Below are 26642 nucleotides of genomic sequence, written 5' to 3'. Positions count from 1 at the left end.
CCCGACATCCGTCGGCAGGCGGCCCGGCAGGCCGCCGGGCCGGGCCGGGACCTACTGCAGCGCCATCGGACCGTGCAGCGACGCCTGCTCGCGCGAGGCCGCCGCGCCGATGGCGCCGACCCGCACCCGCGTCACGTGGGCGAGTCGCGCGAGGTCTCCGGCGTCGTGCCGCTTCGCGGCGTGCACGACGATCGCCGCGCACGCCTCGGCATCGGCGAGCGCATCGTGATGCGCGAAGTCGTCGAAGCCCGCGGCCGCCGCCGCGGACGTCAGCCGATACGAGTCGAGGTGGTACGTCCTCCGTGCGACCTGCAGGCTGCACACGTACCTGAAGTCGGGCACGTCGAGGCCGAGCGCCTCGGAGGTCGCGCGGATGACGCCCATGTCGAAGCCCGCGTTGTGCGCGACGAGCCAGTCGTCGCCGGCGAACTCGCGGAGGAACGGAAGGTGGACCCGCCAGTCGTCGGCGTGCGCGACCATGTCGGGCGTGATGCCGTGGATGCGCACGTTCCAGGGTGAGAAGTCGCCGTGCGGGAACAGTGGGCGGATGTACCGGTGCTCGCGCTCGACGACGCGGCCGTCGACGACCTTCACCACTCCGATCGAGCAGGCCGAGGCGGCGGAGGAGTTGGCGGTCTCGAAGTCGATCGCGGTGAAGCTCACTGGCACGCGGGCATCCTCGCACGCGCCGCCGACGCGTCCCACGACCCGATCGGCGCGCCCCGCCATTGACGCGCGCGCCCACGTGGCGTGGAATGTGCGGTGGGCGGCATCCGGGGGTGGGCGATGGCTGGCGAAGTCGATGGCGCGTCGGGGGTCCGCGGCGGGCTCCTCGCGGACCCGTCCGACCCCGACCCGCGTCGCGTCGCGCGCTCGTCCGACGCCGTGGCGTCCGTCTACGGGCCCACCCGGCCCGGGTATCCGCTCGAGGCGGTCGAGTGGCTCGTCGGCGGCGCCGCCAGCGTGCTCGACCTCGGCGCGGGCACCGGCGGCCTGACCGAGGCGCTCGTCGCGCTCGATCGCGAGGTCGTCGCGGTCGACCCGGTGGCGGAGATGCTCGAGGAGCTCGAGATCCGGGTGCCCGGCGTCCGGCGCATCCTCGGCACCGCCGAGGACCTCCCCGTCGAGGACGACTCGGTCGACGCCGTCGTCGCGGGTGGGGCCTGGCACTGGTTCCAGCGGGAGCGCGCCGTGCCCGAGATCGCGCGCGTGCTCCGCCGCGGCGGCGTGCTCGGCCTCGCCTGGAACCGCCGCGACACGAGCCCCGACTGGCTCCGCGCGGCGGGTGAGATCATGCACGAGCCGCTCGACGCGGCGCCCTCGTCCTCCGCGCCGTCCGTCCGGGTCGGCGGTCCGTTCGGACCGGTCGAGTCGCACCGCGTCGAATGGGTCCAGCGCATGTCGCGGGCGAGGTTCCTCGACCGCGTCCGTTCCCGCGGCGGCCGGTCGACCGCGCCGCCCGACGAGCAGCGCACCGTGCTCGCCGCCGTCGAGACGCTGCTCGTCACGCATCCGGATGTCGCGGGAGACGACGAGCTCGCGGTGCCGTACGTGACGTACTGCTTCCGTGCGGTCAGGGGCTGACGCGGCGCGTCAGGCGGCCTGCGCCCGCGCGTCCGGGTGCCCGTACACGGCGTAGGCGATGGCGCAGGCCTCGCCGGCCGCACGCGCCGCCTCTCGGGCCCGACGCGATGCCCGGTCGACGGGCGAGCCGTCGGCGAGCTCGGCCGAGAAGGTCGCGAGGAACGTCTCCGAGAGCACGGCGCGCCCGCCGCTGCCGCCGCACTCGACGACCACGCCCGCGCCGTTGCGCATCGCGGCCGCCGCCCCCTCGCCGACCGCGGTGGCGGAACCGAGCGCGACGACGGACGACGAGGCGATCGCCGTCGCCGGGCGCGCGGTCGAGGCATCCGTCGTCGTCGACAGGCGCACCGCGGCGGGTGGCGCGACGTCGTAGAGCCAGCGAGTCAGCCCGAACTGGCCGAGGAACGGGTCGGCGTCCGACGCGGCGGCCCCTGGGCGGCGGACGACGAGGAGCTCCCACGGCAGCTCGGTCTCGCCGGTCGTCTGGACGACGAGTCCGTCGAGGCGCTCGCGGTGCGCCCAGAGCAGGTCTCGCGCGCGGCGGTCGAGCAGGTGGTCGGCGAGCCGGGCGCCGACCTCGCGCAGTCCGCGCTCGACGGCGTCCGCGCGCTCGGCGGCGGGCAGGTCCGCGCCGACCTCCTTCGCCCGTGCGAGGGAGGCGCGCACGTCCGCGACGAGCCGCGCCTTGTCGGCGAGCCGGATCCGGAAGCGGTGCGATTCGCCGCCGACGCTCAGGGCGGCATGGAGGATCGAGCGGCCGCGCGCGATCTCCTCGTCGATGCGCAGCGTCGGTCGTCGCGTGATCAACGGGTCGGCCGCCGCGATCCGGGCGGACGCGCGCGCCAGGCCGGCCTGGCCGTGGTCGTCCGATCCGACGACCTCGCTCGTGAGGCGGACCGTCGCGAGCGGGAGTTCCCCGTCGCCGCGCACGAGCACCGTCACCTCCGCGGGGCCGCGATCGACGGCGAGCATGGTGAATCGCGCCTCCGCGGCCGTCCCGGAGGGCAGGCGGACCAGGCGGCTGCGACGTGCGCCCACGAGGAACCGCAGGCCGCGGGGCACGACCGTCACGGTGACCGGTCCACCGGCCGCGATCCGGTCGGCATCGTCGTCGAGCGGCGTCTGCGCGCCCGGCGCGGCCGCGGCATCCGTTCGCACCAACCGGACGGTGAGCGTCGCGGTCGATCCCACCGTCACGATCGGCGTGAGCTCGGCCTGCAGCTGCGCCGCCGCGGCTCCCCGTGCGACGACGCGTCCGTCCTGCGGCATCCGTTCCCCCTTCGACGGCGCGGCGGCCGTACAGACATCCGGGCGCCCGAGTGGGCGCCCGCAGGCAGACGCTACGCGGCGGAGGCCGTCGCCGCCTCAGGGTGGGCACCGAGCTCGAGGAGGCCCGCGAAACCGCCGGTGGGCAGCAGTTTGCGACTCACGGCGTCCGCTCAGCCGACGAGGCCGTAGCATTCCCCGGTGCCACGTCGCCGCGCGTTCCTCGCGCTCTCCCTCGCCAACCTGTTCTGGGCGGGCAACTTCGTGTTCTCGGCCGTCATCTCGGAGCAGGTCGATCCGGTCTCGCTCACGTTCTGGCGGTGGTCCCTCGCCGCGCTTCCGCTCCTCGTCGTGGCGTGGATCGCCGAGCGCCCCGACTGGCGCGCCGCCGCGCGCGAGTGGCGCTGGCACCTCGTGCAGTCGCTCTTCGGCCTGACCGGCTACGCGCTGCTGCTCTACGCGGGCATCGGCATGACGGGGTCGGTGACGGCATCGGTGATCAGCGCGATCAACCCGGCCACGATCGCGCTCGCCGCGGCGGTCGTGCTGGGCGAGCGGATGTCGCGCACGCAGGGCCTCGGCATCGTGCTCGCGTTCGCCGGGGTCGCCGTCGTGCTCACCGGGGGCGACCCGGTCGCGGCGTTCGCGCAGGGGTTCGGCGTCGGCGACCTGCTCGTGCTCGGCGCCGTGGTCGCCTGGACCGTGTACTCGATCATCGCGCGGCGCCTCACGACCCCGCCGATCACGGCGACCGCGCTGCAGGCCGCGTTCGCCACCGTCACGATGCTCCCGGTGATCGCGGTCACCGGGCTCACGATGCCCTCCGACCTCGGCGGCACGCTCGCCATCGCGTACATCGTGCTGCTGCCCTCGGTGGCCGGCTACGCGTTGTGGAACGCCGGCTCGGCGAGCCTCGGACCCGCCCGTGCCGGGGTCTTCCTCAACCTGCTGCCCGTCTTCACCGTGATCATCGCGCTGCTGCTCGGGCGTCCGATCGACCCCGCCGCGATCGTCGGCGGCGCGGTCGTCCTCGTCGGCGTCTACCTGACCGTGCGCGTCCCGCGGACCCGCCGCGTCCCGGTGGAGCCGGCCGGCGACGACCTCCCCGGCCAGGACGGCGAGGTCGCGGGCTCGCCGGCGACGGGCCCGGTGCCCCTGCCCCGGTAGACTGGTCGCCCGTGGCACTCACCATCGGAATCGTCGGCCTCCCCAACGTCGGCAAGTCGACCCTCTTCAACGCCCTCACCAAGAACACGGTGCTCGCGGCGAACTACCCGTTCGCGACGATCGAGCCCAACATCGGCGTGGTGAACCTGCCCGACCCCCGGCTCGAGGTGCTCGCGGGCATCTTCGGCTCCGAGCGCATCCTGCCCGCCGCGGTGTCGTTCGTCGACATCGCGGGCATCGTGAAGGGCGCGTCCGAGGGCGAGGGTCTCGGCAACAAGTTCCTCGCGAACATCCGCGAGGCCGACGCGATCGCGCAGGTCGTGCGCGGCTTCGAGGACTCCGACGTCGTGCACGTCGACGGCAAGGTCGACCCGAAGAACGACATGGAGACGATCAACGCCGAGCTGATCCTCGCCGACCTCGAGACCCTCGAGCGCGCGATCACGCGCTACGAGAAGGAGGTCAAGGGCAAGAAGCTCGACCCGTCGGTACTCGCGGCGGCGAAGGAGGCGCAGGAGGCGCTGCAGAAGGGCACGCCGCTGTCGGCCTCGAGCCTCGACCTCTCGCCGATCGCCGAGCTCGGGCTGCTGACGGCGAAGCCGTTCATCTACGTCTTCAACGTCGACGAGGCGGTGCTGACGGATGCCGCCCGCAAGGCGGAGCTCGCCGCACTGGTGGCGCCGGCCGAGGCGGTCTTCCTCGACGCGAAGATCGAGTCGGAGCTCATCGACCTCGACCCGGAGGACGCGGCGGAGCTCCTCGCCTCCACCGGCCAGGAGGAGTCGGGCCTCGACCAGCTCGCGCGCGTCGGCTTCGACACGCTGGGCCTCCAGACCTACCTCACCGCGGGGCCCAAGGAGTCGCGCGCCTGGACCATCCGCAAGGGCGACAAGGCCCCGCAGGCGGCCGGCGTGATCCACACCGACTTCGAGAAGGGGTTCATCAAGGCCGAGGTCATCTCGTTCGAGGACCTCGTCGCGACCGGCTCGGTCGCCGAGGCCCGCGCCAAGGGCAAGGCCCGCATGGAGGGCAAGGACTACATCATGCAGGACGGCGACGTGGTGGAGTTCCGCTTCAACGTGTAGCGTTCGCGCACGCCCGGCGGGGGCGGCCGCGCTCGGTTTGCTCGCACGACCAGAGAACGTGAGCAAACGTCACGAATCGCTTGCATCCTGAGCACATCGGCGTAAGATCATGATCACCACCGGAGGACGCTCCGGCATAGAAAGGCCCCGACGAGTCGACAGACGCCGAGGCCTTTCAGGCTGTCTGGGGCCATTACGCGAGTTCGCTGACGACGCTGACTCGGAACGGCGCGGCGAGCATCGCCGCCAGGGGTGCGTACGCCCCCGTCGCCGCGGCCTGCTCCATGTGCGCCGCGCGCGCCTCCGCCGACTCCCAGTCCGCGATCTCGACCAGTGCGTCGGGATCGCCGAGCACCTCGTAGCGGGTGCTGCCGATGAACCCCGGCTGGTCGGTGCCCTCCGTGGCGACGAGGTCGTCCAGCCACGCCCTGAGTTCGTCCCGCCGACCCGGATGCGCCCTCAGCTCCACGATCACCTTGATGGCCATGCCCTCACGTCCCTCCACGCCGACGAGCACGCGAGACCGTGCTGCTCGGAGGCTACGCCTCGCGCAGGCGCGGCGCGACCGCGAGCGGATCGGGCGATGCCCGGGGTGCATCCGGAACGATCGGCGCGCCGCGTGCAAGACTCGCAGCAGTCGCGACACAAGCAGGGCGTGAGGATCGCCAGCACCGACGCCGCAGACGCCGACACGACCCAGGGGGTGGCGATGCCCGATGCCGCGGAACCGCCCGCGATGCCGGCCACCGACGAGGACCTGGCCTGGTTCACCCGGGTCGTGCACGAGCACTCGACCGCGCTCGTGAAGTACTTCGCGCGCCGCGGTCCGCGGCAGGACGCCGAGGACCTCGCGGCCGACGTATTCGCCACCGCGTGGCGCCGCCGCGACGACGTGCCGCGCGAGGCGGTCCTGCCGTGGCTGTACCGCACGGCGGGGTTCACGCTCGCCAACCATCGGCGCAAGTCCCTCGACCTCCCGGTCGAGCACGTGCCCGACGCGGGCACCTCGCGGGTCGACGAGGACCCCGAGCTCAGCGCGCTCTTCGACGCCGAGCTCCGCGGCGCCCTGGCGAGCATCGGCGAGCGCGACCGGCAGATCATCCTGCTCCACGCCTGGGAGGGCCTCGACGGCGAGGCGCTGGCCCAGGTGCTCGGCATCTCGCGGTCGGGGGCGGATGCCGCGCTCTCGCGTGCCCGCAAGCGCCTCCGAGAGGCGTGGGGCGAGCGGCTGTCGTTCTGAGCCGTGCAAGGTTCCGCGGCCGCGGCACACATGCATGGGTGAGACAGTCCGGCAGGAAGGCGAGCGAGGGTGAGCGACATGCGTGACGACGAGGACCGGCGCGATCCGATGGAGGAGCTTCGCGCGGCCGACCCGGCCGCCCGCGTCGAGCCCCGCGAGGGCTTCGCCGACGAGGTCGTCGCGCGCGTCGCGGCGGAGGCCGCAGGCACGGTGCCGCACGAGGCCCGGGCCGAGACGAAGACGACGGATGCCGCGGCATCCGCCGCTCCCGTCGCCGACCTCGCGAGCGAGCGCGCCCGCCGGCGCCCGCGCTGGATTCCGGTCGCCGCCGTCGCGGCCTCGCTCGCCGTCGTCGGCGCCGTCGGGTACGGCGTCGGCGCGACGGCGGGCCCCACCACGAACCTGGCGGATGCCGCCGCCCCGCCGATCTCGCTCCAGGGCGTCGCCGGCTCCGGGGCGACCGAGGGGAGTCTCGTCGAACCCGGGGTCGTCGACCAGCGGATGGCCGGACCGGGCGCCGCGGACCTGTCGTACCCCTACGGCTTCGGCCGCAATGCGTTCCATGCGAACGGGCTGTCGACCACGGGCGGCACTGCCGCCGCGTACGCGTTCGATGCGCCGGCGGCATCCGACCCCGACACGATCGCGGCGCTCGCCGCGGCGCTCGGCGTCGCGGGGGAGCCCGTGCTCGCCGACGGAGCCTGGACGGTCGGCCCGCAGGACGGCAGCGCGCCGACCCTGTGGGTGTCGCTCGACGGCACGATGAGCTTCTCGTACTCGGACCCCGGCACGGACCCGTGGGCCTGCGAGGAGGGGACGGGCGTGTGCGAGCCGACCGGCGACCTGCCGAGCGAGGATGCCGCGATCGCCGCCCTGCGCGACCTGCTCGCGTCCGCCGGCCGCGACCCCGGCTCGTACGAGTTCTCGTCCGAGACCTGGGAGGGCGCCGTCACCCGCACGGCGTCGGCGTGGCCCGTCGTCGACGGCCAGCGCGTCGACACCGGCTGGTCGGTCGAGGTCACGCAGGACGGCCTGTACAGCGCGTACGGCGCACTCGCCGAACTCGTGCCGCTCGGCGACTACCCGGTCGTGAGCGAGCAGGAGGCGTTCGAGCGGCTCTCCGACCCGCGGTTCGGCGCGCAGATGACCATCATGCCCTTCGCGGTCCGCGAGCAGGCGAGCGACGAGATCGCCGAGTGGGTGCCGCCGACCGAGCCTCCCGCCGTTCCGGCCGCCGGCACCGCGCTCTCGTGGCCGGTGAACGACGTCGACATCGTCGAGGCCCGACTCGGGCTCGCGAGCCAGTGGCAGTCCGACGGCAGCGTCCTCGTCGTCCCGGCGTACGAGTTCACCGATGCCGAGGGCGGCGCCTGGTCCGTCGTCGCGGTCGCCGACGAGCGGCTCGACTTCTCGATGGAGTAGGTCGGCGCCGGGGAGGACGGACGCCCGGGCGGCCTGTCGGCGCGCGGGCGATCGGGCTAGGGTCGAGGCATCCCGCGCCGGTGCGGGAGGGGGAGCCCAGGCACATGAGCGATCACGTCTACCGCGTCACCGAGATCGTCGGGAGTTCGCCGGACGGCACCGACACCGCCATCCGCAACGCCATCGCGCGAGCGACCGCGACCCTGCGGCACGTCGACTGGTTCGAGGTCGTCTCGACGCGCGGTGTCGTCGAGGACGGCGGCGTCGCGCACTTCCAGGTCACGCTGAAGGTCGGGTTCCGACTCGAGGAGTAGGGCGTCGGGCCGGGCCCGAGGCGGCGACCTCGACGGGAGCTAGCCGAGTCCCGCGGCGGCGTCGTCGCTCGGCTCGTTGCGCAGGCGCGGCTCGGTCCGGAGCTCGGGTCGCACGCCGGCCTTGTCCGCGTAGAAGGCGCGGATCCGGTCCATGTCGGACGCGACGCTCCCCGTGAGCTCGAACGTCGGGCCGAGGCCCGTCGTCATGGTCGTGCGGTCCACGAACCCGAGCGTCACCGGCATGCCGGTCTCCCTCGCGATGCGGTAGAAGCCCGACTTCCAGTACGCGTTCGAGCCACGCGTGCCGTCCGGGGTCACGACGAGCCCGAACACCTCTCCCGCGTGGATCCTCGCCACGACCTCGCCGACCACCCGGCTCGGGTCGTCGCGGTCGACCGGGATGCCGCCGAGACCGCGCATGATCGGGCCGCGCCATCCACTGAACAGGCTCTTCTTGCCGAGCCATCGCACGTCGATGCGGTAGTGCCATGCGATCGCGAGCATGAGCACGAAGTCCCAGTTCGAGGTGTGCGGTGCGCCGATCAGCACGGACGGACGGCCGGGTGCGGACTCGCCCGCGAGGGACCACCTGCTGACGGCCCAGTAGACGCGGGAGACGAGTCGTCGGAGCATCCGGCAACCCTATGCGAGCGCGCATGCTCGCAGCGGCATGCGCTGTCGGCGTCAGCTGCGGAAGAACTCGTTCGCCGCGCGCGTGTAGAGCAGCAGCAGACCGATGAGGGCGACCAGTGCGGCCACCAGCGCGGGCCAGAACACCGCCGGAACCGCGATCATCGCCCACACGGCCGTGATGAGGTTCAGTACGAACACGATGGAGACGAGGATGCGTGCGCCGTTGCTGCCGCGGAACAGCCCGAGGCTGACGAGGAACGTGATCGCGCCGATCACCACCTGCGTCCACCCGGTCGCGGCCGAGCCGCCCCCGGTGAGGGTGAGGACGCCGCCGATGATCTGCAGCAGTCCCGAGATCCATGCGAGAACCGCGACGAGGGTCACGCCGCCGGGTCGAGTAGCCATTTCGTGCTCCGTCCCTTCATGGCCGCCGAGATGCGGCGTCGCCGTCACGCTACCGCGCAGCAGGCCGCGGTCACCAGCATGCGCGTGGGCCCGTCCCGGTATCGATCGGATTCCAAGTGCGCGCGCATCGCCGCGGACGGATGCCGAGCGCCGGTGGTCGTCCGTATGATCGCGCTGTGGATCCGAACACCGCTCGCACGACCCTCCAGATCGCGCCCGATGCCCCGCTGTCGATCGAGCTCATCGACGACGCCTACCAGCGCGAGCTCTGGCTGCGGCATCCCTCTCGGTACCCGGACGCCGACGGCCGTCGCGCGGCCGAGGCCTGGCGCGACACGCTGGGTCGCGCGCGAGCGGTGCTCGTGGCGGAGCTCGCGTCGCCCGTCGCTCCGACGCGCCCGGCGGCGGCGGCGCCACGAGGCCGGCTCTCCGGCGGAGCGATCGCCGCGATCGTGGTCGGAGGGGTCGCGCTCGTCGCCGTGCTCGTCGCCGGCGGCGTCGGCCTGTTCGGGCTCGTCCGGGGCGTGGCGGAGACGGCGATCGCCGAGTCGTCCGAGTCCGCGGGCCCAGGAGCGATCGGCGACGACCTCGAGCGGTACGAGTCGTACGAGACCGGCTTCGAGTTCCCCTCCGCGATCGAGATGTACTGGGACGGGCGATACGACGACGAGTGCGCGATCGGCTTCGTCCAGGGCTGCTGGCAGACGGCGCTGTTCACCGAGGCCGATTGCGACGTGCTCGAGGTGACCCTCGTCTTCAACGACGACGCCGACTCGTGGGTCGCCGAGGAGACCGAGACGCGACTCGTGTCGGACGTGCGAGCCGACGAGGCGGTGCCGGTCGTGTTCGGGAACGACGACCGTGAGTTCGGCTGGATCGACCAGGTCCGCTGCACCGACGGCGACGGCGCCTGACCCCGGAGCGCGGCGCCGCGCCGCCGGGCGCGCTGCTCGCCGACGTCACCCGGGTCGGCCCGATGGCGACGAGCGGGCCGCGCCGCTCAGGGGCAGTGCAGGTGCGTGGGCGTCGTGGCGTCCCCGCGATCGATGCGGTGCTCGGCCATCGGGGCGCCGCACAGCGGGCACGCCGGGTCCGCCGGCGGCACGTAGGGCGCCTCCGGGCGTCCGATGCCGACCTGCGCGGGCCCGGCGACGGGATAGAGGAACTGGTTGACGCGCGACCAGAACCCGGGAACGCCCTTCCACGGGTTCGGCAGTTTCTGTTCGTGCACGAATGATTAGTGTACAGACTATTCTGGAGCGCATGATCGACCCGCTCGAGCTCGACCGTCAGCTCTGCTTCGCGCTCGCCGCGACGAGCCGCGAGGTCGTGCGGCTCTACCGTCCGTCGCTCGACCCCCTCGGCCTCACCCACCCGCAGTACCTCGTCATGCTCGCGCTGTGGGAGCAGAGCCCGCTCCGACTGCGCGAGATCGCAGATCGCCTGCACCTCGAACCGGCGACCGTCAGTCCACTCGTCGGGCGCCTCGAGTCGGCCGGGCTCGTGACCCGCCGGCGCAGCGCGGCCGACGAGCGCGCCGTCGACATCGAGCTCACCGCCGACGGCGAGCAGCTGCGCGAACGCGCGCTCGCGGTGCCCGGCGAGGTCGTCGCGCGTCTCGGCTACCCCGTCGAACGGCTCGAACGGCTCCGCGACGAGCTCACCTCGCTGCTCGAGGCCGCGCACCGCGTCGGCTGAGGAACCGGGGCCGCAGCACGCGCGGCGGGTCGGTGTCAAGTCCCTCCCGCGATCGGGGAACAGTCCGTAGAACTGACTGCGCGGGTCCCCGAAGCCCGCCACAGGCCGTCGGTCACCGCGCGGAGTTCGACCCACGCGGACGTCCCGGGACACCCGGGCGATCGACGGCCTGACCCGTTCCATCGCCATGCCCGGAAGGACCCCGTTTGGGAACGCTCCACGTCGGCCGCATCACGCGGATCGATCTCCCCGACATCGTGCTCGCCCACGTGCACGCCGTCGTCATCGCCAAGCTCCGCATCCATGAGCCGGTGCTCGTCGGATGGACCTCGCCCGAGGGGCGTCGCGACGAGGTGCTCGTGCACCCCACGATGCCGGTCGTCGTCAACTACGACGCCGACGACCGGATCGGTCTCGTCCGTGACTGGCTCGAGCGCCTCATGCGCTCGGCGAACGGCGTCGGAGGACTGCAGCTGACGCCGGAGGCGATCCAGGAGCTGGCCGCGATCGGCGGTGCCCGCCCGGACGCAGGGGCGCCCGCGCCCGCGAGCTGATCGCGGGGTCCGGTCGCGGAAGTCGGCGGCCGGTGCCACCATGGAGCCGTGCCGGAGATGCCGGAGGTCCAGGCGCTCGCCGAGTTCCTCGCCGAGCGCACCGAGGGGCATGCCGTCACGTCCGCCCGGGTCGTCGCGATCGCGGCGCTCAAGACGTTCGATCCGCCCCTCCACGCGATCGAGGGCCGGCCCATCGCCTCGGTCGGGCGGCACGGCAAGTTCCTCGACGTCGAGCTGGGCGGGGCGGATGCCCCGGGCGGCACGCCGGCCGGCGAGCCCCTCCACCTCGTCTTCCACCTCGCCCGCGCGGGCTGGCTGCGCTGGTACGACCAACTCCCGACCACGGCGCTCCGGCCGGGCCGATCGCCCATCGCGCTTCGGGTCCGCCTCGACGACGGAGCCGGGTTCGACCTCACCGAGGCCGGCACGAAGAAGTCGCTCGCCGTGTACGTCGTCCGAGATCCCGCCGACGTGCCCGGCGTGGCCAGGCTCGGCCCCGATCCGATGGCCGACGACTTCACCCTCGAGCGCTTCGCCGAGATCCTCGACGGCCGTCGCACGCGAATCAAGGGGCTGCTCCGCGACCAGTCCGTGCTCGCGGGGATCGGCAACGCGTACTCCGACGAGATCCTCCATGCCGCGAAGATGTCCCCGTACAAGATCGCCGCGTCGCTCGACCCCGCCGAGGTCGAGCGGCTGTACGCCGCGATGCGCGGCACGCTCGGCGAGGCGCTCGCCGAGGCATCCGGCAAGCCCGCCGCCGAACTGAAGGACGCGAAGCGACGCCACCTCCGGGTCCACGGGCGCACCGGCCAGGCCTGCCCCGTGTGCGGCGACACGATCCGGCAGGTCGAGTTCCACGACTCGACGTTCCAGTACTGCCCGACCTGCCAGACCGGCGGCACGCCGCTCGCCGACCGGGTCCTGTCGCGGCTCGTGAAGTAGCGCCTCCGAGCGGGCTGGGGGGATGCCGCGAGGCACCTGTGGCGACGCCCGGACCGACCCCCGACGTGCTTGCATGCTGTCATGGGCTCGTTCGCGATGTTCCCCCTGGGCAGTGTGCTGTTCCCGCACATGCCGCTGGCGCTGCGCGTGTTCGAGCCCAGGTACCTGGTCATGATGTCCCGGGTCCTGAACGAGCAGCCGAGCGAGTTCGGCGTCGTGCTGATCGAGAGCGGGCGCGAGGCGGCGGGCCCCGAGGCGCAGCGACGGTTCGGCGTCGGGACCGTCGCACGGGTCACCGAACTCGGCGCGACCGAGGGCGACCTCGCGGTGATCGCCCGGGGCGGGCGTCGCATCGAGGTCGTCGAATGGCTGCCCGACGACCCGCATCCCGTGGCCGTCGTCCGCGACCTGCCGGAGCTCGCCTGGGACGAGAGCCTCCGCCCGCTGCTCGAGAAGGCCGAACTCGTCGTTCGCCGCACGATCGCCCGGGCCAGCGAGTTCGTCGAGCTGCCGTGGGACGCGGACGCGGAGCTCAGCGATGATCCGGCGGCGGCGGCATGGCAGCTCGCAGGGATCGCGCCGCTCACGCCGCTCGACCAGGTCCGACTGCTCGCGTCGACGAGCCTGCGGGCGCTGCTGACCCAGCTCGTCGAGTTCACCGTCGGCGCAGGTGAGGTGCTCACGACCTCCTGGGCGACCGCGGACGACCTGGACGCCGAGATCGCCGAGGCGCTCGACCGGTCGGGCGAGTCCCGGCCGGATGCGGCCGAGGGCACGGACGACGACGTCGACGAGGACGAACCTCCGACGGCGACCGATGGGAGGGACGCATGACCGAGCGCTGGCGCCGCGTGCGCTGCCCGCGATGCGGCGAGACGTCCGCCGCCCTCGTGGCCGTGGTGCCGACCATGGGCGACGCGGGTCTCGCCGTGATCGACTACCGCTGCCCGAGCGGATGCCGCCACGACGACGTGCACGACGGGGTCGACGAGGCGCTCGGCATCCGGCACGCGCTCGGCTGACCGCCGGACGGGCTCACGTCGGGGCCGGACCGAACCCCTCGCCCTCCTCGTCGCGCGCCCGCTCCTGGGCGACGACCGCCGCCCGATCCGAGAGGCGGCGGAGCCCGGCGAGCGGCTGCGCCATCCGGTGGTTGCCGCGGAGCTTCGACTCCGCGCGGTCGAGGAACGCCCAGTACCCCGCCGTGAACGGGCAGGCGTCCGGACCGACCCGTGTGCGCGGGTCGAAACGGCACCCGCCGCAGTAGTCGGTCATCCGGTCCAGGTACGCGCCACCTGCGGCGTACGGCTTCGTGGCGACCCGCCCGCCGTCGGCGTACTGCGACATCCCCACGACGTTCGCCGGCATGACCCACGGCGTCCTGTCGACGAACGCCCCGGCGAACCAGTCGCTGAGCGCCGCCGGATCGACGCCGCGCTGCAGCCCCCAGTTGCCGAGCACCATGAGCCGCTGGATGTGGTGGGCCCAGCCGCGGTCGCGGACGTCGCCGAGCGTGGCGCGCAGGCACGCGGCGTCGACGCCGTCCGGGTCGAGCGTCGCGAAGGGACGGGGAACGGGCCGGTTCGCCTCGAGGAGGTTGCTCTCGCGGACGTAGTCGGGGCCGAGATGCCAGTAGAGGTGCCAGACCCAGTCCCGCCACCCGACGACCTGGCGCACGAACCCCTCCACGCTCGGCAGCGGCGCGCGACCGGCGTCGTACTCCGTCGCGACGCGCTGCGCGAGCCGGAGCGGATCGAGCAGCCCGAGGTTCAGCGGCACGCTCAGCAGCGAGTGCGCCATCACCCAGTCGTGTTCGAGGACGGCGTCTTCGAACGGGCCGAAGTCGCCGAGCCGCGACTCGATGAAGTCGTCGACGGCTCGCTCCGCCTCCGCCCCGGTGACGGCGAAGCGTCGCGGCCCGTCCGCGCCGATGAGCCGGAGGAGCCCGGCCGCCTCCCAGCGGTCCAGGTCCGCGCGCACCTCGCGGTCGATGTCGTCCTCGTCGGGCCACCGGGGTTCCGGAAGGCCGAGCGTGACCGCTCCCTTCGGCGGCGGATGGCGGTTCTCGCGGTCGAGGTTCAGCCGGCCGCCCGCGGGGTCGGGTCCACGCATCAGGAGCCCGGTCCGTTCGCGCACCCAGGCGTAGTAGTCCTCCATGCGGGTGCGCCGTGCCCCGCGACCGGAGATCCACTCGGCGAAGTCCGCCTCCGCCGTGGCGAATCCGCGGCTCGGGAGCATCGGGATGCCGCGTCGGCGGACGGCGGTTCGCGCGGCTCGCGACGGCGGCGCGATCACCTCGAGGTCGTCGCGCCCGTCCACCGCGTCGCCGAATCGCTCGACCTGCCGGAACTCGGCGCGCGTGCCCAGCTCGGCGGCGCGGTGCCGGATCGCCGAGAGGATGAGGTGCGCCTTCTGGCGGTGCATCGGCGCGCGGCCGAACGCCGCGCGCGACTCGACGAGCAGCACCGGCCCGCCGTCGTCGAAGGCGGCGCCGAGTTGCCCGGCGAAGAGCCACCGAACCGTCATCCGTGCATCCGATCGGCCGAACCCGTCGCCGACCGAGTCCGCCCCGGCGGGCGGCTCAGGCCTCCCGCGCGTGCCGCGGCGCGTGCTGCTCGGCGTCGACCGCGTCCTCGCGCTCGGCGGAGTCCCGGTCGGCCGACGCCTCCGAGGCGCTCTCGACGCGCTCGGGCTCACGGGGCGCGGGCGCGACGTCATCGGTCCGATCGTCGGCCGACCCGCCGTCGGCGGCGGCCGCCGGGGGCGGTGCCTGCTCCGGCTCCGGCTCCGCCGGCGTCCCGTCCGGGTCGACCTCCATGGCGCGCCGCTCCTGTTCCGCTTGCGTCTCGCGCAACTCCGCGGCCTCGTCGCGGTGCCCGCGGCTCGATTCCGCGAGCCGCTCGGCCTCGAGCTGCGCTCGGGCGGCGTCCGCCTCGGCGGCGCGCGCCGCGGCATCCGCCTGCATCGCCTTCGCCTCGCGCTCCCGCGCCTCCCGGTCGGTCTGCGCGGCCTGCTCGCGGATCTCGGCCGCATGCGCACGCTGCGCCTCGGCACGGGCCTCGCGCCGACGGCCGGCGGTCGCGATGAGCACGATCGCCGCGACCACGACCAGGAAGGCGATGATGCCCACGACGATCCAGATGGTGGTGCTGGTGTCCACGTTCGCACGTCCCTTCGTCAGTTCAGGTCACTCAATCGCAGGGCGCGGATCGGTGGACAGGGGTTGCACACGCGGCCCTGGTGTGGTTCGCGCGGCCGGTGGATGGAGAATTCGCCGATCGCTCAGGTTCGCCTATGCTGGCAACACCCTTCCCCCTGAACGGGGGAACCCGTTCAGACTGGGATCGGCGCCCCCCGACAGTGCCGGTCGGCTTGGAGTGCCCGTGGGACGTCATAGCGTCGCGGCTCCGGCGAAGAGGCCGAGCCGCAGATTCATCCTGTCCATCGTCGCCGGGGTGGCCGTCATCGGCATCGTCGCGTCCGGCGTGTACCTGTGGGTGGGAGGCCACCTCAACCCGATCTTCGCCTCAGCGGACGAGCCGGTGTGCGAGGAGATCGAGCAGCTCTCGATCGTCGCCGACACCTCGATCGCCTCGGCGATCGACGAGCTCGCCGCCGACTTCGATGCCGACCCCAAGCGGTGCGTCGAGACCGCGGTCCGCGCGCAGGACTCCGCCGACACCGCGGCCGAGCTCGCGTCGGGCACGCTGTCCGCGGACGCCTGGGTCCCCGACTCGACCAGCTGGCTCACGCGGACCGCGTCGACCGCGGCCTCGCTCGGCCTCGGCGAGCCCGAGGCGACCGTCGGCGACTCGATCGCGACCTCGCCCGTCGTCTTCGCCACGCCCGCGAGCAAGGCGCAGGAGCTGGCGGCCGAGCCGGTCAGCTGGGCGCGCGTGCTCAACGGCACGCTGCCCGCGCTCCTGCCCGACCCCGAGGCATCCGCTGCCAGCCTGGCGAGCCTCTACGCCCTGAAGGGGCAGTCCTCGCCCGACGACCCGCGCCAGTTCGCGGGGGCGCTGATCGCGCTCGGGAAGTCGATCCCAGCGACGGCGGATGCCGCCATGAGCACGGTCGCCTCGGCGAAGTCGCCGACCGTCGTGCTGACGAGCGAGGCGAGCGTCGCCGCGCACAACGCCGACTCCTCGGCCACGCCGCTCGTCGCGGCGTATCCCGAAGAGGGCACGATCGCGCTCGACTACCCGTTCGTGCGGATCGGCGACGCCGGATCCGCGAACCTCGAGGACTTCGAGTCCGCACTCGGCACGGCGACCGAGCACTTCCTGGAGGCCGGATTCCGGGCCCCCGACGGGTCGGGCGAGGTCGAGTCGCCGGGAGTCGCCGCGACGGCACCGCCGACGCAGACCGAATTGGACGCCGCGGCCCAGATCGAGATCCTGCGTTCGTGGGGCGTCCTGACGCTCCGCTCCCGCATGCTCGCCGTGATCGACGTGTCGGGCTCGATGGAGGAACCGGCAGAGAACGGCCTGCGCCGGATCGACATCTTCCAGCAGGCCGCGGTCGGCGCCATGTCGAAGTTCTCCGGCGAGGTCGAACTCGGCGTGTGGGTGTTCTCCACGGCGCGCAACGGCGACCTCGACTACGAGGACCTCTCGCCGATCGCTCCGCTCGCCGACGCCTCGCACACCCAGCAGATCCAGCAGATCATCGGATCGCTTCCCGCTCGCCTCGGCGGTGCGACGGGGCTCTACGACACGACGCTCGCCGCGTTCAAGCGGGTGCAGGAGTCGTACGACCCCGACAAGGTCAACTCGGTGCTCGTCATCACGGACGGCAAGAACGAGGACCAGAACGGCATCAGCCTCGATCAGCTGCTCGCCGAGCTCGAGAAGCTCGAGGACCCGACCAAGCCCGTCGCGGTCATCATGATCGGGTTCGGTCCCGACACCGACCTCGACGCGATGAAGAAGATCGCCAAGGCGACCAAGGGCGGCGCGTACTCCGCGACCAAGCCCGAGGACCTCGGGACCGTGCTGGTCGACGCCCTGTCGCAGCGCACGTGCCGTCCCGACTGCGGCTGAGCCTTCGGCCGCGACGCGCACCGACGACGAAGGGCGCCCTCCGCACGGAGGGCGCCCTTCGTCGTCTGCCGCGCCCGGATCAGTGCGCGGGAGCACCGCCCGACGGCATGTCGGCCGGTCGACGCACGAGCGTCGCCCCCAAGATCGCGAACAGCGAGACGATCGCGCCCACGAGGAATGCGTTGCGGACGCCGGCCGCCTGCGCGGCGATCGCCTCGGTGCCGACCGCCGTCGCGCCGGCCGCGGTCGCGGTCATCACGGTGATGAAGAGCGCGGTGCCCGCGGCGCCGGCGACCTGCTGGAGCGTTCCGACGATCGCCGATCCGTGCGAGTACAGGTGCGGCTCGACCGATCCCAGGGCGGTCGTGAACAGCGGCGTGAACATGAACGCGAGCGAGATCGAGAGCACGACGTGCGCGGCGAGGATCATCCACGGCGGCGTGGTCTGGGTGACGAGCGTCAGCGACCACAGCACCGCGCTCACGCCGATGCTCGCGGGGACGAGCAGCGGCGTGGGTCCCACCCGGTCGTAGAGCCGGCCGACGGTCGGTCCGAGCAGGCCCATGACCAGGCCGCCGGGCAGCACGAGCAGCCCGGTTGCGAGCGGCTCCAGGCCGAGCACGTCCTGCAGGTAGATCGGCAGCAGGATGATCGTCCCGAAGAGCGAGGCCATCATCACGGCCATCAGGCCGATCGAGACGGCGAAGTTGCGCGACCGGAACGTGCGCAGGTCGAGCAGGGCTCGGTCACGGCGCTGCAGGAGCAGCTGGCGGACGATGAACGACGCGATGCCGACCGCTCCGACCGCGAGCGCGATCCACATGGGCACGGCGTCTCCGGGCGCGCGGCCGCTCGCGACCTCGCCGACGAGGCTCAGGCCGTAGACGAGACCGCCGAAGCCGAATGCGGAGAGCACGACCGAGAAGACGTCGATGGGGAAGACGCGCGTCTCGCTGATGTTCTCGACGCGGCGGAGCCCGATGACGAGCATCGCGACCGCGATCGGCAGCACGAGCCAGAACATGTACCGCCAGCCGAGCGTGTTGAGGATCAGGCCCGAGATCGCCGGGCCGATCGCCGGAGCGACCGACATGACGATCGACACGCGCCCCATGAAGCGGCCGCGGTCGGCCGGAGCCACCACCGTCATGAGCGTCGTCATGAGCAGCGGCATCATGATCGCCGTGCCCGTGGCCTGGATGATCCGGCCGCCGAGCAGGACCTCGAAGCCGGGCGCGAGCGCGGCGAGCAGGGTGCCCGCGGAGAACAGCGTCATCGCCGCGCCGAAGATCGGACGGGTCGGGAACCGCTGCAGCAGGAAGCCGGTGATCGGGATCACGACGGCCATCGTCAGCATGAAGGCGGTGGTCAGCCACTGTGCGGCCGACAGCGTCACCCCGAGGTCGTCGACGAGCTCCGGGATCGCGACGCTCATGATGGTCTCGTTGAGGAACACCGTGAAGGTCGCGGCGAGCAGCAGCCAGATCACCCGGGTGTTGCGCGCGCCGTGCTCGGGGCGGGCGGCGACGATGTGCTGGTCGATGGCGCGGTCGGCGGCGTCGGCGGTGGCTCCATCGGGGCCGGGCACCGTGATCGAATCGGTGTGGGGTGCGGATCGTTCGCTCACGGTGCGTCCTGTCGTCTCGTCGTCTCGTCGTCGCTGCTCGGGTTCGGCGGGCGCAGCACGGCTGCCCCGACCAGGCGAACGAGGAATGCAACCCGAAGTCGCACGGCTGCTATTCCCGATCGCGACGATGCATGCCGGCGCATGCATCGAGATCGCCTCCCCCGACGGGCCGGCGCGTCGCGCGTGCCCGGCTAGCGGACGATACCGCGGACCGCCGACACGGCTTCGGCGAGGGCGCTCGCCGCGGCCGCGGCATCCGCCATTGTCACGTCGCCGCCGAAGGAGAACCGCACCGCGGTCAGGGCGACCTCGGGCGCGAAGCCCATCGCGGTCAGGACGTGCGACGGCTCGTCGCTGCCCGCCGCGCACGCCGAGCCGCTCGAGACGACGACACCGCGGCGTTCGAGTTCCAGCAGCACGGCCTCCCCGCTCGTCCCGGGGAAGACGTACGACACCGTGCCGGGCAGTCGATGCGACGGATGACCCGTGGGGACCGCATCCGGCACGGCGCCCGCGACGAGCTCCCGGAACCGGGTCGTCGCCGCGCCGACGCGCGCCGCGGCATCCGCCCGCTCGTCCTCGGCGAGACGGAGGGCCGTCGCGAACGCGACCGCTCCGGCGACGTTCTCGGTGCCCGAGCGGCGTCCGCGCTCCTGCCCGCCGCCGTGGAGGACGGGTTCGATCGGCAGCCGGCCCCGCACGATCAGCGCGCCCGTGCCCTTCGGGGCGCCGACCTTGTGCCCGGCGAGCGAGAGCGCGTCGACGCCGAGGTCGTCGATCGCGAGCGGCAGCCATCCGGCCGCCTGCACGGCGTCGGTGTGCATGAGCGCACCCGAGGCATGCGCGATCGCGGCGAGCTGTGCGATCGGGTTCACGGTGCCGACCTCGTTGTTCGCGAGCTGCACCGAGACGAGCGTCGTGTCGGGGCGGATGACCCGGGCGAGCGCTTCGGGCGTCACGGCTCCGGTCGCGTCGACCTCGACCTCGTCGAGGTCGAAGCCGTGCAGGCGGCGCAGGGCGTCGGCGGCGCCGAGCACGGCCTCGTGCTCGACGGGGGAGACCACGACGTGCCGGCCGCGGGGGCTCGCCAGCGCGAGCCCGATCACCGCGAGGTTGTCGGCCTCGGTTCCGCCCGAGGTGAAGACGACGTCGCCCGCGCGGCATCCGACGACCGAGGCGACCGCGTCGCGCGCCCACGCCAGCGCACGTGCGGCCTCCTCGCCGACGCCATGACGGCTGGACGGGTTGCCGAAGGCGCCCGTGAGGTACGGCCACATCGCCTCGAGCGCCTCGCGGCGGACGGGCGTCGTGGCGGCGTGGTCGGCGAAGATCACGCCGAGCCCGCCTCGATGACCACGTCGAGGCCGAGGTCGAGTGCCCGCGCCGAATGGGTCAGCGCGCCCACCGAGATGACGTCGACCCCGGTCGCGGCGATGCCCGCGACCGTGTCGAGGTTCACGCCGCCGGAGGCCTCGACGATCGCCCGGCCGCCGATCAGCGCGACGCCCTCGCGCAGCGCGTCGAGCTCGAAGTTGTCGAGCATGACCGTGTCGGCGCCGCCCGCGAGCACGGCCGGGATCTGCTCGACCCGGTCGACCTCGACCTCGAGGTGCGCGGTGTGCGGCATCCGCTCGCGCGCCGCACGGAGCGACTCGGCGAGGTCGGCGCCTCCCGCGGTCAGCACGGCGAGGTGGTTGTCCTTGGCCATGATCGCGTCCGACAGCGAACGCCGGTGGTTGCGGCCGCCGCCGTCGCGCACGGCCTGGCGTTCGAGGCTGCGCAGCCCCGGCGTCGTCTTGCGCGTGTCGACGATGCGAGCGCGGGTGCCGGCGACCGCCTGCACGTAGCGCGCGGTCAGCGTCGCGACGCCCGACATCCGCTGCACGAGGTTCAGCGCGACGCGCTCGGCGCGCAGGATGCCGCGGGCCGGCCCGGCCACGCGCGCGATCACGTCGCCCGCGGCGAAGCGTCCGCCGTCGGCGATGCGCAGCTCGACCTCGATGCGCGGGTCGACGAGCCGGAACGTCGCCTCGACGACGCGCGCGCCGCTGAAGACGCCGGGCTCGCGCGCGACGAGGTCGGCCGTCGCCGTCGCCGTCTCGGGGATCAGCGTCTCGCCGGTGAGGTCGCCCCACGGGGCGTCCTCGTCGAGGGCCATCGCGACGATCCGCTCGATCTCGCGGGTCTCGGTCATCAGGCGGCCTGCCTCTCCGGGTTCGGGCGGTGCGCGGCGCCGGCGGGCGCGTCGGTGCGGGTGTGGGCCCCGACGCTCTCGGCCCGGGCGAGAGCCGCTGCGACGGTGAGCCGGGCGAGGTCGAGGAGGTTGCGGTCCTCGACGCTGCGACGGTCGACGGGGTCGGGTGCGTGCCATCCGTCGAGGCGAGCGGATGCCTCGGCGAGCCCGCTGGCGTCGCGCTCGAGTCCGACGTGGTCCCACATCACCCGGCGGAGGTCGTCGCGATCGACGGGCCGCGTCGTAGCGGAGGAGTTTTCGGGCGACACGCCGGGGGCCGCGCGGCGGCCGTCGGCGTGTCGCAGGATTCGTCCTCCCGTGGAGGCCGCGATGCGCGGCCCGGCCGGGGGAGCAGCGGATGCCGCGGCGCCGGCGATCGACGCGGCGGCGCGCTCGGCGAACACCGCGCCCTCGAGCAGCGAGTTCGAGGCGAGCCGGTTGGCGCCGTGCACGCCGGTGCGCGCGGCCTCGCCGACGGCCCACAGCCCGGGCAGGCTCGAACGGCCGTCCAGGTCGGTGACGATTCCGCCCATCGCGTAGTGCGCGGCGGGGACGATCGGCACGGGGTCGCGGGACCAGTCGAATCCTGCGGCCCGGCAGGCGCGGTCGAGCGAGGGGAACCGACGGGCGAGGAACTCGGCACCCAGCGCGGTCGCGTCGAGGCGCACGGGTTCGCCGCCCTGCTCGGCCATGCGGCGCCACACGGCGCGGGCGACGACGTCGCGAGGAGCGAGCTCGCCCCGCGGATCGACATCGAGCAGGAACCGGCGGCCCGTCGCATCGCGGATCACCGCGCCCTCGCCGCGCACGGCCTCGGAGATGAGCGGCGTGCCGGGCACGGCCAGCGCGGTGGGGTGGAACTGCACGAACTCGAGGTCGGCGACCTCGGCGCCGGCACGCGCGGCGGCCGCCACGCCGTCGCCGGTCGCGACGTCGGGGTTGGTGGTGTGCGCGTACAGCACGCCGGCGCCACCGGTCGCGAGCACGACCGCGTCGGCCCGGAGTTCGCGCATGGTGCCGACGCCGGTCGCGGCATCCGTCCGGCCCGGCGTGCCCGAATCCGGGACCCCCGCGGCATCCGCCCCGTCTTCGACGAGCACCGTCGCGCCCACGACCCGGCCGCCCTCGACGGCGAGGTCGACGAGCGTCGCGTGCTCGATGACGCGGATGCCGCGCCGCCGGACGGTGCCCACGAGCGCCGCCTCGATCGCGGCGCCGGTCGCGTCGCCGCCCGCGTGCAGGATGCGCGCGCGGGAGTGGGCCGCTTCGAGCCCTCGGGCGATGCCGGACTCGTCGCGGTCGAACGCGACGCCGAACCGGATCAGGTCGCGGATGCGGGCCGGGCCCTGCGTCGTCAGCACGTCGACGGCGTCGGGGTCGCCGAGGCCGGCTCCCGCGGCGAGCGTGTCCGCCGCGTGACGCGCGGCCGCGTCACCCGCGAAGACCGCGGCGGCGATGCCGCCCTGCGCCCACGGCGTCGAGCCCTCGCCGACCGCGGCCTTCGTCACGACCGTGACGTCGCACCCCGCCTCTGCGGCGCGGATCGCCGTCCACAGCCCGGCGATGCCGGAGCCGACGACGAGCACGGCGGTCATGTCAGGCCCCGGTCGCCGCAGTCGCGGTCGACGCGGAGCGCGCCGCCGCGGCATCCGTCGCCGCCGCGATCGTCGAGCCCGCCGGCACCGGCACGGAGGCCGGCGGCTTCGCCGCGAGCATGCGCTCGAGCGCGAGTCGCGCGGGCTCGGCGACGTCGTCGGCGACGCTGATGCGGTTGACGACGCGCCCGGCGACGAGCTCCTCGAGCACCCATGCGAGGTAGCCCGGGTGGATGCGGTACATCGTCGAGCACGGGCAGACGACCGGGTCGAGGCAGAAGATCTCGTGCTCGGGGTGCTCGGCCGCGAGTCGCTGCACGAGGTTGATCTCGGTGCCGATCGCGAAGGTCGAGCCGGGGGGCGCCGCCTGGATGGCCTTGACGATGAAGTCGGTCGAGCCCGCGGCATCCGCCGCGTCGACGACCGGCATCGGGCACTCGGGGTGCACGATGACCTGGACGCCCGGGTGCTCGGCGCGCGCGCGCTCGATCTGGTCGACCGTGAAGCGCTTGTGCACCGAGCAGAAGCCGTGCCAGAGGATGACGCGTGCGTCGGCGAGCGACTCGGCGGCGTTGCCGCCGAGCGCCTTGCGCGGGTTCCACATCGGCATGGCCTCGAGCGGCACGCCCATGGCCTTCGCCGTGTTCCGGCCGAGGTGCTGGTCGGGGAAGAACAGCACCCGCTGCCCGCGCTCGAACGCCTGCTCGAGCACGGTCTTCGCGTTCGACGACGTGCAGACGATGCCGCCGTTGCGGCCGACGAAGCCCTTCAGCGCCGCCGACGAGTTCATGTAGGTGACGGGGATCACGGGCACCCGCCCGTCGGCGTCGGTCGCAGTGAGGTCGCCGTAGACCTCCTCGAGCTGCTCCCAGCACTCCGCGACGCCCGACTCGTCGGCCATGTCGGCCATCGAGCAGCCCGCCGCGAGGTTCGGCAGGATCACGGCCTGGTCGGGACGCGAGAGCATGTCGGCGGTCTCGGCCATGAAGTGCACGCCGCAGAACACGATCGCCTCGGCGTCGGGGCGCGTCATTGCCGCGTTCGCCAACTGGAACGAGTCGCCCGTGAAGTCGGCGTGCTGCACGACCTCGTCGCGCTGGTAGAAGTGGCCGAGGATGACGACCTTCTCGCCGAGCGTCGCCTTCGCGGCCCGGATGCGGTCGTGCAGCTCGGCGTCGGAGGCCTCGCGGTACTCGGCGGGAAGCGCGCCCTGGCGCGGCGACCCGGTCGGGATCACGTCGCCCATCGAGGAGCCCGGGCCGTAGCCGGCGGGGCCGGCGTCGAACTCCCACGGCCCCTCGGCGAGGTCGGGCGTGCAGGTCTCGCCGGCGGCCTTCCCGGTCGTGATGAGCCGGATGGTGCGATCGACGGATGCCGCGAGGCGGACCTCGCGCTCGGGCGTGGTTGCGGTGGTGCTCATTGCGGTTCCTTGCTGTGCGTTCCGGGCCTGGTCGTGGATGCGGTGGCGGATGCCGCGTGGGGCGGCGCCGTCGGCGCCGGTGAGGGCGACGCCACGGGCGAGTGGGCGGGGTCGAAGCGGTAGAGGGCCGGCGGGCGGTGTCGCGTGCCCGCGAGGCGCTCCCCGGTGTCGATGAGCGTTCCCGAGGCCTCGATCGTGCGGCGGAAGTTCGCGGGGTCGAGGCGCCGCCGCAGCACCGCCTCGTGGACGCGGCGGAGTTCGGCCATGGTGAAGCGCTCGCCGAGGAGCGCGTGCGCGATGCGCGAGTACACGAGCTTCGTGCGGAGGCGGCGGAGCGCGTAGTCGATGATCGCGGCGTGGTCGAATGCGAGGTCCGGGAGGGCGTCCTCGTCGAACCAGCGGACGTTCTCGTCGGAGACGGCGCGCTCGACCTCGTCGGAGTGCACGAGCGCCCAGTAGACGACGGAGACGACGCGCTCGCCGGGGGAGCGGTCGGGGTCGCCGAACGTGTAGAGCTGCTCGAGGTACTTCGGGGCGAGCTCGGTGGTCTCGTGCAGCGTGCGGGCCGCGGCGGCGTCGAGCGCTTCGCCGACGGGCAGCCAGCCGCCGGGCAGCGCCCAGCGGCCGAGCCCGGGCTCCCGGAGGCGCCGCACGAGCGGGATGCGCAGGCTCGTGGGGCGCTCGCGGTCGTCGGCGGCGCCGTCGGCCTGGTCGGGCGCGAGCGCGAAGATCACCGTCGAGACGGCGAGGCGCGCGTGCGCGTCGTGCTGCGACATCCGCTCGCCCCTTTCGTCGGCGCTTAGAGTCAGCATGACGCTAAGTCGTTGGACCACAGCTTACAGTCACCGTGACACGAACGCCAATCGCATGACGCGGCACCCTCGCGACGCGCTCGCGCGGCTGCGCGCGAACCCGGGCGCGCGCGTTGGTAGACTGCCCCCGACAACCGCATACCGGGCCATCGACGCATCGCGGGAGAGCCGGAGGTTCCTTCACGGAACGCCGCCGGCACCGAAGGAGCAAGCCTCCCCGCCAATCTCTCAGGTCGCATCACCGCGATGACGAGGCCGACTCTGAAAAGCGGATGCCGCCCCGGCGGCTTCCCGCCGAAGGTGAAAGCACAGCTCCCCCGGAGCGTCGCGAAGCTCTCAGGCCCATGACAGAGGGGGAGTTCTTCCGCGGCGACCGCCGCGTGATCCGCGCGATCCTGGAGAACTCGTGACCGACGCACCCGGAACCACCGACCCCGGCACCAACGAGCGCCGCAGCCCCCTCGACGAGGTGCACCGCGCCGCGGGCGCGTCGTTCACCGACTTCGCCGGCTGGCAGATGCCGGTCCGCTACTCCAGCGACCTCGCGGAGCACCACGCGGTCCGCGAGCACGCCGGCCTCTTCGACCTCTCGCACATGGGCGAGATCGTGGTCGTCGGACCCGAGGCGTCCGACGCGCTCGACTACGCGCTCGCGGGCAAGCTCTCGGCGATCGTCGAGGGCCAGGCCAAGTACTCGCTCCTCCTCGGCCGCGACGGCGGCGTCATCGACGACCTCGTGATCTACCGCACCGGGCCCGACCGCTACATGGTCGTGGCCAACGCCGCCAACCGCCACGTCGTCGCCGAGGAACTGCGTGCGCGCACGGCGCCCTTCGAGGCCGACGTCTTCGACGAGTCCGACGACATCGCGCTCGTCGCCCTGCAGGGGCCCGACGCACTCGAGGTGCTGCAGCAGACCCCGGGCTTCGGCATCGAGGGCCCGGGCAACGACGAGGAGGACTTCGTCGCCGCCCTCGCCGCGCTGAAGTACTACCGCGCGATCGCCGCGACCTGGGAGGGTGCGCCCGTGCTCGTCGCCCGCACCGGCTACACCGGCGAGGACGGCTTCGAGCTCTACGTCGCGCCCGAGCGCGCGAAGGCGCTGTGGGAGGCACTCCAGGAGACGGGCGGCCCGCGCGTCGTTCCGTGCGGGCTCGCCAGCCGCGACACGCTCCGCCTCGAGGCGGGCATGCCGCTCTACGGCCACGAGCTCTCCCGTGACATCCTGCCGGTCCAGGCCGGTCTCGGCCGGGTCGTCGCCTTGACCAAGGACGGCGACTTCGTCGGCCGCGCCGCGATCGAGCAGGGCCCCGCCGAGGGCGCGCCCGTCCTCGTCGGGCTCACCGCCGACGGCCGCCGCGCACCCCGGGCGGGCTACGAGGTCTACGACGGCGAGGGCGACGACGCCCGGAAGGTCGGCGAGATCACCTCCGGCGCGCTCTCGCCCACGCTCGGCCACCCGGTCGCGATGGCCTTCGTCGCCCCCGACCTCGCGGAGGTCGGCTCGTCCCTCTTCGTCGACGTCCGCGGCACGCGCGTCGCGGCATCCGTCACCGCCCTGCCGTTCTACAAGCGCGACGCCTGACCCACGATCCCTCCG

General features: G+C 73.4%; 28 protein-coding genes and 2 riboswitches. Of the genes, 14 read left to right on the top strand and 14 right to left on the bottom strand.

Annotation, left to right across the window (positions count from 1 at the left end):
* Positions 1–51 precede the first annotated feature (51 nt).
* The gene (locus tag GJR97_RS17265; protein WP_324613647.1) at positions 52–669 is read right to left on the bottom strand and encodes an exonuclease domain-containing protein; all 618 of its coding nucleotides are present in this window, start codon (positions 667–669) and stop codon (positions 52–54) included.
* A 117-nt stretch (positions 670–786) separates the two neighbouring features.
* Here GJR97_RS17265 and GJR97_RS17260 point away from each other — a divergent pair, with 117 nt between their 5' ends.
* Positions 787–1584, top strand: a complete 798-nt coding sequence (locus tag GJR97_RS17260; protein ID WP_154347976.1) for a class I SAM-dependent methyltransferase — start codon at positions 787–789, stop codon at positions 1582–1584.
* Between the two features lie 9 nt (positions 1585–1593).
* Here GJR97_RS17260 and GJR97_RS17255 read toward each other — a convergent pair whose 3' ends face one another.
* Positions 1594–2853, bottom strand: coding sequence for a DUF7363 domain-containing protein (locus GJR97_RS17255; protein ID WP_154347975.1), 1260 nt, complete (start codon positions 2851–2853; stop codon positions 1594–1596).
* A gap of 198 nt (positions 2854–3051) precedes the next feature.
* Between GJR97_RS17255 and GJR97_RS18875 the strand changes: the two genes are divergently transcribed.
* Both GJR97_RS18875 and ychF read left to right on the top strand, forming a co-directional pair.
* Positions 3052–4017 carry a DMT family transporter gene (locus GJR97_RS18875; protein WP_154347974.1) on the top strand — a complete coding sequence of 322 codons (966 nt, stop codon included), beginning with the start codon at positions 3052–3054 and terminating at the stop codon, positions 4015–4017.
* Positions 4018–4028: 11 nt separating this feature from the next.
* A complete protein-coding gene (gene ychF, locus GJR97_RS17245; protein ID WP_324613646.1) occupies positions 4029–5102 on the top strand; it encodes a redox-regulated ATPase YchF in 1074 nt (357 codons plus the stop codon).
* Positions 5103–5295: 193 nt separating this feature from the next.
* Here ychF and GJR97_RS17240 read toward each other — a convergent pair whose 3' ends face one another.
* Complete coding sequence (locus tag GJR97_RS17240; RefSeq protein ID WP_195760757.1) at positions 5296–5589, bottom strand: antibiotic biosynthesis monooxygenase family protein; 294 nt, start codon at positions 5587–5589, stop codon at positions 5296–5298.
* A 168-nt stretch (positions 5590–5757) separates the two neighbouring features.
* Between GJR97_RS17240 and GJR97_RS17235 the strand changes: the two genes are divergently transcribed.
* The 3 genes from GJR97_RS17235 (at position 5758) to GJR97_RS17225 (ending at position 8078) form a co-directional block, all read left to right on the top strand.
* On the top strand, positions 5758–6342 hold the full coding sequence (locus GJR97_RS17235) for an RNA polymerase sigma factor (RefSeq protein ID WP_324613644.1): 585 nt from the start codon (positions 5758–5760) through the stop codon (positions 6340–6342).
* Between the two features lie 69 nt (positions 6343–6411).
* Positions 6412–7764 carry a hypothetical protein gene (locus tag GJR97_RS17230; RefSeq protein ID WP_154347972.1) on the top strand — a complete coding sequence of 451 codons (1353 nt, stop codon included), beginning with the start codon at positions 6412–6414 and terminating at the stop codon, positions 7762–7764.
* A gap of 104 nt (positions 7765–7868) precedes the next feature.
* Entirely contained in the window at positions 7869–8078 is a 210-nt protein-coding gene (locus GJR97_RS17225; RefSeq protein ID WP_154347971.1) for a dodecin, read from the top strand.
* Between the two features lie 39 nt (positions 8079–8117).
* Here GJR97_RS17225 and GJR97_RS17220 read toward each other — a convergent pair whose 3' ends face one another.
* The gene (locus GJR97_RS17220; protein WP_154347970.1) at positions 8118–8711 is read right to left on the bottom strand and encodes a 1-acyl-sn-glycerol-3-phosphate acyltransferase; all 594 of its coding nucleotides are present in this window, start codon (positions 8709–8711) and stop codon (positions 8118–8120) included.
* A 51-nt stretch (positions 8712–8762) separates the two neighbouring features.
* A complete protein-coding gene (locus GJR97_RS17215; RefSeq protein WP_154347969.1) occupies positions 8763–9116 on the bottom strand; it encodes a hypothetical protein in 354 nt (117 codons plus the stop codon).
* A gap of 176 nt (positions 9117–9292) precedes the next feature.
* On the opposite strand from GJR97_RS17215, the gene GJR97_RS17210 reads away from it, so the two are divergent.
* Positions 9293–10030 carry a hypothetical protein gene (locus GJR97_RS17210; protein WP_154347968.1) on the top strand — a complete coding sequence of 246 codons (738 nt, stop codon included), beginning with the start codon at positions 9293–9295 and terminating at the stop codon, positions 10028–10030.
* A gap of 86 nt (positions 10031–10116) precedes the next feature.
* Here GJR97_RS17210 and GJR97_RS17205 read toward each other — a convergent pair whose 3' ends face one another.
* Complete coding sequence (locus GJR97_RS17205; protein WP_207207093.1) at positions 10117–10347, bottom strand: hypothetical protein; 231 nt, start codon at positions 10345–10347, stop codon at positions 10117–10119.
* Positions 10348–10379: 32 nt separating this feature from the next.
* On the opposite strand from GJR97_RS17205, the gene GJR97_RS17200 reads away from it, so the two are divergent.
* The 5 genes from GJR97_RS17200 (at position 10380) to GJR97_RS17180 (ending at position 13335) form a co-directional block, all read left to right on the top strand.
* Positions 10380–10814, top strand: a complete 435-nt coding sequence (locus GJR97_RS17200; RefSeq protein WP_229276358.1) for a MarR family winged helix-turn-helix transcriptional regulator — start codon at positions 10380–10382, stop codon at positions 10812–10814.
* 206 nt (positions 10815–11020) lie between these two features.
* Positions 11021–11368 carry a DUF7882 family protein gene (locus GJR97_RS17195; protein WP_154347967.1) on the top strand — a complete coding sequence of 116 codons (348 nt, stop codon included), beginning with the start codon at positions 11021–11023 and terminating at the stop codon, positions 11366–11368.
* Between the two features lie 48 nt (positions 11369–11416).
* The gene (locus tag GJR97_RS17190) at positions 11417–12313 is read left to right on the top strand and encodes an Fpg/Nei family DNA glycosylase (RefSeq protein WP_324613643.1); all 897 of its coding nucleotides are present in this window, start codon (positions 11417–11419) and stop codon (positions 12311–12313) included.
* 81 nt (positions 12314–12394) lie between these two features.
* Entirely contained in the window at positions 12395–13147 is a 753-nt protein-coding gene (locus tag GJR97_RS17185) for an LON peptidase substrate-binding domain-containing protein (protein WP_154347966.1), read from the top strand.
* The gene (locus tag GJR97_RS17180) at positions 13144–13335 is read left to right on the top strand and encodes a hypothetical protein (protein WP_154347965.1); all 192 of its coding nucleotides are present in this window, start codon (positions 13144–13146) and stop codon (positions 13333–13335) included. The genes GJR97_RS17185 and GJR97_RS17180 overlap by 4 nt, the downstream gene beginning before the upstream one ends.
* Positions 13336–13348: 13 nt before the next feature.
* Here GJR97_RS17180 and GJR97_RS17175 read toward each other — a convergent pair whose 3' ends face one another.
* Together GJR97_RS17175 and GJR97_RS17940 are read right to left on the bottom strand one after the other, a co-directional pair.
* Complete coding sequence (locus GJR97_RS17175) at positions 13349–14839, bottom strand: cryptochrome/photolyase family protein (RefSeq protein WP_154347964.1); 1491 nt, start codon at positions 14837–14839, stop codon at positions 13349–13351.
* A 55-nt stretch (positions 14840–14894) separates the two neighbouring features.
* Positions 14895–15473, bottom strand: coding sequence for a hypothetical protein (locus tag GJR97_RS17940; protein ID WP_195760755.1), 579 nt, complete (start codon positions 15471–15473; stop codon positions 14895–14897).
* Between the two features lie 295 nt (positions 15474–15768).
* On the opposite strand from GJR97_RS17940, the gene GJR97_RS17165 reads away from it, so the two are divergent.
* Complete coding sequence (locus tag GJR97_RS17165; protein WP_195760754.1) at positions 15769–17355, top strand: VWA domain-containing protein; 1587 nt, start codon at positions 15769–15771, stop codon at positions 17353–17355.
* A 79-nt stretch (positions 17356–17434) separates the two neighbouring features.
* Here GJR97_RS17165 and GJR97_RS17160 read toward each other — a convergent pair whose 3' ends face one another.
* From GJR97_RS17160 to GJR97_RS17135, 6 genes are read right to left on the bottom strand one after another with little or no spacing between them, the layout of a single operon-like run.
* Complete coding sequence (locus GJR97_RS17160) at positions 17435–19129, bottom strand: MDR family MFS transporter (RefSeq protein WP_154347961.1); 1695 nt, start codon at positions 19127–19129, stop codon at positions 17435–17437.
* A 44-nt stretch (positions 19130–19173) separates the two neighbouring features.
* On the bottom strand, positions 19174–20316 hold the full coding sequence (locus tag GJR97_RS17155; protein ID WP_324613642.1) for a cysteine desulfurase family protein: 1143 nt from the start codon (positions 20314–20316) through the stop codon (positions 19174–19176).
* The gene (gene nadC, locus GJR97_RS17150; protein WP_154347960.1) at positions 20313–21176 is read right to left on the bottom strand and encodes a carboxylating nicotinate-nucleotide diphosphorylase; all 864 of its coding nucleotides are present in this window, start codon (positions 21174–21176) and stop codon (positions 20313–20315) included. Before nadC ends, GJR97_RS17155 begins: the two co-directional genes overlap by 4 nt.
* Complete coding sequence (locus tag GJR97_RS17145; protein ID WP_154347959.1) at positions 21176–22810, bottom strand: L-aspartate oxidase; 1635 nt, start codon at positions 22808–22810, stop codon at positions 21176–21178. Before GJR97_RS17145 ends, nadC begins: the two co-directional genes overlap by 1 nt.
* A gap of 1 nt (position 22811) precedes the next feature.
* Positions 22812–24230 carry a quinolinate synthase NadA gene (gene nadA, locus GJR97_RS17140; RefSeq protein ID WP_154347958.1) on the bottom strand — a complete coding sequence of 473 codons (1419 nt, stop codon included), beginning with the start codon at positions 24228–24230 and terminating at the stop codon, positions 22812–22814.
* Complete coding sequence (locus tag GJR97_RS17135; RefSeq protein WP_154347957.1) at positions 24227–25006, bottom strand: NUDIX hydrolase; 780 nt, start codon at positions 25004–25006, stop codon at positions 24227–24229. The genes nadA and GJR97_RS17135 overlap by 4 nt, the downstream gene beginning before the upstream one ends.
* 186 nt (positions 25007–25192) lie before the next feature.
* Positions 25193–25296: riboswitch (glycine riboswitch) on the top strand.
* A 1-nt stretch (position 25297) separates the two neighbouring features.
* Positions 25298–25403: riboswitch (glycine riboswitch) on the top strand.
* Between the two features lie 45 nt (positions 25404–25448).
* Here GJR97_RS17135 and gcvT point away from each other — a divergent pair.
* Positions 25449–26627, top strand: a complete 1179-nt coding sequence (gcvT, locus tag GJR97_RS17130) for a glycine cleavage system aminomethyltransferase GcvT (protein ID WP_324613641.1) — start codon at positions 25449–25451, stop codon at positions 26625–26627.
* The last annotated feature ends 15 nt before the right edge of the window (positions 26628–26642 follow it).

It is taken from the genome of Agromyces kandeliae (genome assembly GCF_009674665.1).
Classification (GTDB): Bacteria; Actinomycetota; Actinomycetes; order Actinomycetales; family Microbacteriaceae; genus Agromyces; species Agromyces kandeliae.
This window is presented reverse-complemented; position numbering and strand designations above follow the sequence as displayed.

What these genes read in the sequence shown, in the direction of transcription:
- GJR97_RS17260 (WP_154347976.1), top strand. Translation starts at nt 787, where the DNA reads ATGGCTGGCGAAGTCGATGGCGCGTCGGGGGTCCGCGGCGGGCTCCTC.
- GJR97_RS17255 (WP_154347975.1), bottom strand. Translation starts at nt 2,853, where the DNA reads ATGCCGCAGGACGGACGCGTCGTCGCACGGGGAGCCGCGGCGGCGCAG.
- GJR97_RS17240 (WP_195760757.1), bottom strand. Translation starts at nt 5,589, where the DNA reads ATGGCCATCAAGGTGATCGTGGAGCTGAGGGCGCATCCGGGTCGGCGG.
- GJR97_RS17225 (WP_154347971.1), top strand. Translation starts at nt 7,869, where the DNA reads ATGAGCGATCACGTCTACCGCGTCACCGAGATCGTCGGGAGTTCGCCG.
- GJR97_RS17220 (WP_154347970.1), bottom strand. Translation starts at nt 8,711, where the DNA reads ATGCTCCGACGACTCGTCTCCCGCGTCTACTGGGCCGTCAGCAGGTGG.
- GJR97_RS17215 (WP_154347969.1), bottom strand. Translation starts at nt 9,116, where the DNA reads ATGGCTACTCGACCCGGCGGCGTGACCCTCGTCGCGGTTCTCGCATGG.
- GJR97_RS17200 (WP_229276358.1), top strand. Translation starts at nt 10,380, where the DNA reads ATGATCGACCCGCTCGAGCTCGACCGTCAGCTCTGCTTCGCGCTCGCC.
- GJR97_RS17185 (WP_154347966.1), top strand. Translation starts at nt 12,395, where the DNA reads ATGGGCTCGTTCGCGATGTTCCCCCTGGGCAGTGTGCTGTTCCCGCAC.
- GJR97_RS17180 (WP_154347965.1), top strand. Translation starts at nt 13,144, where the DNA reads ATGACCGAGCGCTGGCGCCGCGTGCGCTGCCCGCGATGCGGCGAGACG.
- GJR97_RS17175 (WP_154347964.1), bottom strand. Translation starts at nt 14,839, where the DNA reads ATGACGGTTCGGTGGCTCTTCGCCGGGCAACTCGGCGCCGCCTTCGAC.
- GJR97_RS17160 (WP_154347961.1), bottom strand. Translation starts at nt 19,129, where the DNA reads ATGCATGCGCCGGCATGCATCGTCGCGATCGGGAATAGCAGCCGTGCG.
- nadC (WP_154347960.1), bottom strand. Translation starts at nt 21,176, where the DNA reads ATGACCGAGACCCGCGAGATCGAGCGGATCGTCGCGATGGCCCTCGAC.
- GJR97_RS17145 (WP_154347959.1), bottom strand. Translation starts at nt 22,810, where the DNA reads ATGACCGCCGTGCTCGTCGTCGGCTCCGGCATCGCCGGGCTGTGGACG.
- nadA (WP_154347958.1), bottom strand. Translation starts at nt 24,230, where the DNA reads ATGAGCACCACCGCAACCACGCCCGAGCGCGAGGTCCGCCTCGCGGCA.
- GJR97_RS17135 (WP_154347957.1), bottom strand. Translation starts at nt 25,006, where the DNA reads ATGTCGCAGCACGACGCGCACGCGCGCCTCGCCGTCTCGACGGTGATC.